The following is a 6000-nucleotide window of genomic DNA, read 5'->3' as shown; positions in this document are numbered from 1 at the left end:
ACGGCCGTACTGCGGCCGCCAGAAATCACCCAGGCCTATCGCCTCGCCCATGGGGGGTTTTACGGAAGTTTGGCGCTTGAGGGTTCCTTGCTTTCCGGCCTGCCGACCTCGGCGCGACCGTGCGGATGCGGGCGCACGCCCGGCGGCCAAGCTACCGGCCGTGACCGTTCAGCTCGGAAAAAAGCCTGGCAACGGCCTCGCCGTTTCGAAACACGATGTGAAAGCGAGGCAGATCGCCCTCTCCGATCCAGGCGTACTCGGATGATTCTTCATTCAGCCTTGGTTTGCCGATGGCCTGGCAGACGAAATAGAAGTTGATGCAGTGCATGCCGTCCGGGTCCTCGGGCAGGCTGTCCTGGTAGAAAAAGAAGCGTGAAGCGGTCACCTCCAGCGCGGTTTCCTCCAGGACCTCGCGCACCACGGCTTGCTCCACAGTCTGGCCATAGTCCACCTTGCCCCCCGGAAGACACCACGCCCCGGCCCCGCTGCCCGTGTTCGCCCGCTTGAGCAACAGGACCCTGCCCGCGCTGTCGAGCACGAGGGCCCGGACGGCCGGCACAGGGCGTTGAGGGTATTGTTCCATGCTCATTCGACGCTAATCCTCCACTGGAAAATCCTCAAAGAGCCGCGGGGCTACATCGGCTTGCCGCACCCTTTCGCCGATGCGCTTCAGCTCGGCGACGTGGCGGATGGAGTCGAGCTGGCAAAGACGGTTCACGTCCAGGCCAGGTAGACCCAGGCGCTGCAAAGACTTGGCCGACAACTCGACATCCAGCCGACAGTACGTAAACAGCTTCGAAACATTTTCGAGGGAGGGCTCGCCGGAATTCAGGCTCCCGAGTTCCAGGTCGATGGGATCCCCAAACAGGCAGTCGCCAAACACCCTGCACAGCATGTCCTGCTGTTCCTTGATGGCCTGCAACAAGGCCGCCGGCACCTCCCGGGCATGGTCCAGCAGATTCATGCGGTTGACGCGCCGTGAATCGATCTCGCAGGCTTTGCTCCCTGTTCCCACGGACACGAGCAGGAGATTCTTCGCGCCGGTCTTCCAGTTGACGCGGTAGGCCGGATGGGTGGCGGTCAGGAAAGTCTGGAAGGAAGGGTTGTTGTAGGGGGTCAAGCCGCCATCGACAAAGGAGAAGTCGCGCCCTCCGAGGCTGATCGTCTCGGGGCGGAAATAGCCCGGCGCGGCGGTGCTCGCCCGGATCAGCATCCACAACGGGATGTCCAGATTGCACATCTCGTTGGGGGTGCCGTCCTCGTTCACGCGCAGGTTGAACATTGCCCGGGGATTGTTGGTGAGCGGCCAGGGCGACCCCGTGTTGGCGTTGCGGGCGACAACCATGAGGAGGGTCTTGAGGAGCGGATCGCCCAGGGTGGTGTGTTCCCCGAAAATCTCCTTGAGCACCTCCGCAAGGCGCCGTTCGGAGTATTTGGCCCCCAACCGCCTGTACCAGGGGTTCCGGGTGAACATCGCCTCGCCATGGGCGTCGTAAAGGGCGCGGACGTCGCTCGCGCGCATGCCCGTGGCCAGAGCGGCGGCTATTATCGCGCCTGTGCTCGTGCCCGAAAAGAAATCGAAGTAGTCGGCCAAGACGAACGCGTCAGGTCGCGAGCTCCTGCCGCGCAGGACATCCTCGATCCCCGCGATCAGCTCAATGGCGATGTGCCCGCGGATACCCCCGCCATCGATGCACAGCATCTTCTTGGGGCCCGGCCGGTCGATCCGGCCGAGCAACGCGGTGGCCCCCGCATCATCCGGCGTCTGCCGCGCGTGCTCATCCATGAAGCCATTCCGTGATGATAAGTGAACCCGATCGAATCAGCCGGAAGCAGCTTCCACGAGAATCACCTCCGAGGCAAGCGGGCAAGAGCGCCATCTTGCACTTTTCACCCGAGATGCGCGTTTGCAAAGGCGCTTGCGCCGTGCCGCGAACCTCCTTTCCCAGTGCCGATCGGGGTTGAGGCCCGGTGGGGCGTGGCGCGCCGCGCGGCCGCGGGAGGGGCTCCCCCCGCACGGGAGAGCCCCTGTTTTCCGCTAGCGGGCGGCGGCCCTGATTTTGGCGATGATTTCGTCCGTGACCTCGGTGGTCCTGGCTTTTCCGCCCAGGTCCGGCGTGAGCACCCGCCCTTCGGCGGTGACGCCCTTGATGGCCTCCACGATCATGGCCGCCTCCGCCTTGTGGCCCAGGAATTCCAGCATCAGGGCGCCCGTCCAGATCATGGCGATGGGGTCGGCGATGCCCTTGCCGATGATGTCCGGGGCCGAGCCGTGCACCGGCTCGAACATGGAGGGGAACATCCTCTCGGGGTTGATGTTCACGCTGGGGGAGAGGCCCAGGCTGCCGCTGATGGCCCCGCCGATGTCCGTGAGGATGTCGCCGAACATGTTCGAGGCCACGGCCACGTCAACGGACTCGGGCTGGAGCACGAGCCGGGCGGCCATGGCGTCCACGAGCATGCGCTCGGTGCGCACCTCGGGGAATTCCGCCGCCAGGCGCTCGAAGCATTCGTCCCACAGGGTCAGGGTGTGCCGCTGCGCGTTGGACTTGGTCACGCAGATGAGGTGCTTGCGCCGGGTCATGGCCAGCTCGAAGGCGTAGCGGATGATGCGCTCCACCCCGACCCTGGTGAAGACCGAGGTCTCCAGGGCCACCTCGAAGGGCATGCCCGGGTGTGAGCGGCCGCCCGCCCCGGAATACTCGCCCTCGGTGTTCTCGCGGACCACCACCAGGTCGATGTCGCCATGCTTCTTGCCCGCCAGGGGGCTTTTGATGCCAGGCAGCAGCAGGCTCGGCCGGGTGCAGACGTACTGGTCGAAGCCGAGGCGGATCTTGATGAGCAGACCGTGCAGCGAGACGTGGTCCGGCACCTGCTTGGGCAGGCCAACCGCGCCGAAGTAGATGGCGTCGAAGGGCCGCAGGATGTCCAGACCGTCCTCGGGCATCATCGAGCCGTGCTGGAGATAGTAGTCGCACCCCCAGGGGAAATACTCGTAGCTCAGTTTGTAGGCGCCGGTGACCTCGCCCACCGCGTCCAGGACGCGCACGCCCTCGGGCGTCACCTCCTGTCCGATGCCGTCGCCGGGGATGACCGCGATCTTGAATTCCTTCATGGCTTGCCTCTCGCTTGGTGTTTCCGGCCTGCGCCGGGTTGTTTGATGCGCCGCGCTCTAGAATTCGATCATGAGCAGATACGGGTAGCTCACGCCCAACAGCACCGCGATGAAGATCGTGCCGAAGACCAGGCCCAGAACCCAGAACGCCGTCCGGCTGATGTAGCCGCTGCCGTAATAGATGGGGCTCGGCCCGGTGGCGTAGGGAGTGAGGATGCCCATGAGGCCCAGGGTGGCGCACAACAGCAGAGCTATGGTGCGCATGGGCATGCCCGGGATGCCCGAGGCCGTGGCCAGGATCACCGGCAGCAGCGCCGTGGTGTGGGCCGTGAGGCTGGCGAACATGTAGTGCACGTAGAAGAACATGGCGACCAGGGCCAGGATGAGCACCGTTATGGACAGCCCGGACATGGACGTGGCGGCCAGGGTGGCGAACCACTTGAGAAAGCCGACCTTGGCCAGGCCGTCGGCCAGGGCCACCAGGGTGCCGAACCACACCAGCACGTTCCAGGCGTTCTTGTTGCTCGTGACGTCCGTCCAGTTGACCACGTCGAGGATGAGCATCAGGGAAAGGGCCATCAGGGCGACGGTGGTGGCGTTGAAATACTTGCCGCCGAAGATCCACAGAACCAGGGCGAACACCGCCAGCCCGGCCATGGACCACTCCTTGCGCGTCACCGGCCCCATCTTTGCCAATTCGTCGGAGGCCCACTTGGGTGCGTCGTCGCTGCGCTTGGTGGTCGGCGGATAGAGCACGTAGGTCAGCCAGGGCACGGCCAGGAACAGGATGATGCAGGCCGGGGCCAGGGCGGTGAACCACTCTGCCCACTCGAACTTCAGTTTGACCGTCTTCTCCAGCAGGGACATGGCCAGCAGGTTCGGAGCCAGGCCCGTGAGGAACATGGTCGAGGTGACGCAGGTGGTGGCCAGCGCCACCCACATGAGATAGCCGCCGATCTTGCGGGGTTCGTTCTCGGGGGTGGAGCCGTACAGGGGCGGAATGTTCTTGATGATCGGGAAGATCGTGCCGCCGCTGCGGGCGGTGTTGGACGGGGTGAACGGCGCCAGCACCAGGTCGGCCAGAGCGACCGCATAGCCAAGGCCCAGGGTGGAGCGGCCGAGCTTCTTGATGAGCACAAGGGAGATGCGCCGGCCGAGCCCGCTCTTTTCGTAGCCCATGGCGAACATGAAGGCCACGAAGATCAGCCAGACCGTGCCGTCGGAGAAGCCCGAAAGGGCCCAACGCACGGCGTCCGCCGGGACCGGGGCCTTGTCCGGCGCGGCCGGGACGAGGTTCAGGGCCGCGCCGAAGCTGATGCCCATCACGCCGACCGCGGCGGCCGGAAATGGCTCGATGATGAGCGCCGTGATGATGGCGACGAACAGGGCGAAATACTGCCAGGCGTGCGGTGCGAGGCCGTTAGGTGTGGGGAGGAGGAAAATCAGGGCACCCACCGCCAGCGGCAGGATCGCTTTCCAGACGTTCTTCATGGTCGCCTCCTTGGCGTGCTTCGCATCCGCGTATCGTGGCTGGTTGCGCGAACAACTCTGTACGGCTCTTCCGGCACCGTACCGCGCCGCCATTCACCTTTGGCGATGCGGCGATGCTCCATAAAAATACATGGGCATGCCCCCTCCACTGAGAGGGATTTGCGTGAGTTTAAGACATGCGCCCGATTCGGGACAAATTTAAAAATCGCATATTCCGAATAAGCTATCGCGAGTCGGGGGGGCTCACGCCGCCAGGCCGACGCCCATGCTGTGCCCGGAATGCATGAGGGTGGGCGTTCAATCCATGGTGCTGATGCCCCCCCGCGGGCATGCGTGCTCCGTCCGTGTGAAGCGGAAGCCGTCACCGAAAGCGGCAGGAAGCGGGGATTGAAAATTGTGGCGGGGATAAACGCGATGACCTACAATGATTCAACTTTACTGAAAAGCATCCGCCTGAACTGCGCAGAACGATGAAGATCACATGGGACATCCATGAAACTTTCCCACCTCAAAACATTCCTCAAGGTCGCTGAAACCGGAAGCTTCACGAAGGCGGCCCAGGAACTCTACACCACGCAGCCGACGGTGACGCATCACATCCAGGCGCTTGAACAGGCATTGGGATATCAGCTGATCGTGCGCTCAAGCTCCAACACGCGCCTGACCGCGAGCGGGAAACAGCTCCTGCTGAAAGCCGGCGAACTCTTCCGGTTGATCGACGACATCAAGGGCGCGAGCGCGACCCAGGAGCAGGGCGTACAAGGCGCCCTGAACATCGCCGCCTCGTCCGTCATGGGGGCGCATTACCTGCCGCCCGTGCTGAAAGTCATTCTGGACACATACCCCCATATCGACATCCATCTTCACTTCGGCACGGCCTACTCCATCGCGACCTGGGTCCAGGACGGCTTTGTCGACCTGGGGTTCGCGCCCAAGGCCCCCGGGTTTTCCAGGCTCCAATTCACGCCCCTGCTTGCCGAACCGTGCATCCTCGCCATCAGCTCATCCCGTTACGCCGAGCACAGCGCGGCGCTGGAGGGCGGCGACTGTGCGAACCAGCCTTTCATCCTCCGCGAGAAGGGAACCATCGCGCACGAGTACGCCATGCGCTGGCTCAAGAAGCAGCCCTGGTTCATGGACATGCGCGCGCCGACGATCCTCTCCGACATGGAATCCATCAAGAACCTGGTGATGGAACACGCCGGAATGACGATCATCCCGCGTTGCTGCGTGCAGCAGCCCATGGACCAGGGGCTCATACGGGAAGTGAAGTCGGACATCAGCCCCGGCAAGATAAACTACTTCATGATCGAGCGCGCCAACGAACCGGAATGCCGCACCGTCTCCATTCTCAAGCGCTTGTTGACGGAGATCAAAGGCGTGTGACGTGTCCC

Annotated in this window: 5 protein-coding genes; 1 reads left to right on the top strand and 4 read right to left on the bottom strand. The window is 63.7% G+C overall.

Annotated features, from left to right (window positions below; translation table 11 throughout):
• Window positions 1-151 precede the first annotated feature (151 nt).
• From MLE27_RS16420 to MLE27_RS16405, 4 genes are all read right to left on the bottom strand, one after another.
• The gene (locus MLE27_RS16420; RefSeq protein ID WP_243313473.1) at window positions 152-589 is read right to left on the bottom strand and encodes an NUDIX hydrolase; all 438 of its coding nucleotides are present in this window, start codon (window positions 587-589) and stop codon (window positions 152-154) included.
• A gap of 6 nt (window positions 590-595) precedes the next feature.
• Window positions 596-1786 carry a patatin-like phospholipase family protein gene (locus MLE27_RS16415; protein WP_243313471.1) on the bottom strand — a complete coding sequence of 397 codons (1191 nt, stop codon included), beginning with the start codon at window positions 1784-1786 and terminating at the stop codon, window positions 596-598.
• Between the two features lie 252 nt (window positions 1787-2038).
• The gene (locus MLE27_RS16410) at window positions 2039-3115 is read right to left on the bottom strand and encodes a tartrate dehydrogenase (protein WP_243313469.1); all 1077 of its coding nucleotides are present in this window, start codon (window positions 3113-3115) and stop codon (window positions 2039-2041) included.
• A gap of 57 nt (window positions 3116-3172) precedes the next feature.
• On the bottom strand, window positions 3173-4606 hold the full coding sequence (locus MLE27_RS16405; protein ID WP_243313467.1) for an anion permease: 1434 nt from the start codon (window positions 4604-4606) through the stop codon (window positions 3173-3175).
• 492 nt (window positions 4607-5098) lie between these two features.
• Here MLE27_RS16405 and MLE27_RS16400 point away from each other — a divergent pair, with 492 nt between their 5' ends.
• Complete coding sequence (locus MLE27_RS16400) at window positions 5099-5992, top strand: LysR family transcriptional regulator (protein WP_243313465.1); 894 nt, start codon at window positions 5099-5101, stop codon at window positions 5990-5992.
• The last annotated feature ends 8 nt before the right edge of the window (window positions 5993-6000 follow it).

This window comes from Fundidesulfovibrio agrisoli, from assembly GCF_022808715.1.
Taxonomy (GTDB): domain Bacteria; phylum Desulfobacterota; class Desulfovibrionia; order Desulfovibrionales; family Desulfovibrionaceae; genus Fundidesulfovibrio; species Fundidesulfovibrio agrisoli.
Note: the sequence above shows the minus strand (reverse complement) of the source record. Positions and strands in the feature narration are given on the sequence as shown.

Excerpts from the sequence above, each read along its gene's own strand:
- MLE27_RS16420 (WP_243313473.1), bottom strand. The coding sequence starts at position 589 with ATGAGCATGGAACAATACCCTCAACGCCCTGTGCCGGCCGTCCGGGCC.
- MLE27_RS16415 (WP_243313471.1), bottom strand. The coding sequence starts at position 1,786 with ATGGATGAGCACGCGCGGCAGACGCCGGATGATGCGGGGGCCACCGCG.
- MLE27_RS16410 (WP_243313469.1), bottom strand. The coding sequence starts at position 3,115 with ATGAAGGAATTCAAGATCGCGGTCATCCCCGGCGACGGCATCGGACAG.
- MLE27_RS16405 (WP_243313467.1), bottom strand. The coding sequence starts at position 4,606 with ATGAAGAACGTCTGGAAAGCGATCCTGCCGCTGGCGGTGGGTGCCCTG.
- MLE27_RS16400 (WP_243313465.1), top strand. The coding sequence starts at position 5,099 with ATGAAACTTTCCCACCTCAAAACATTCCTCAAGGTCGCTGAAACCGGA.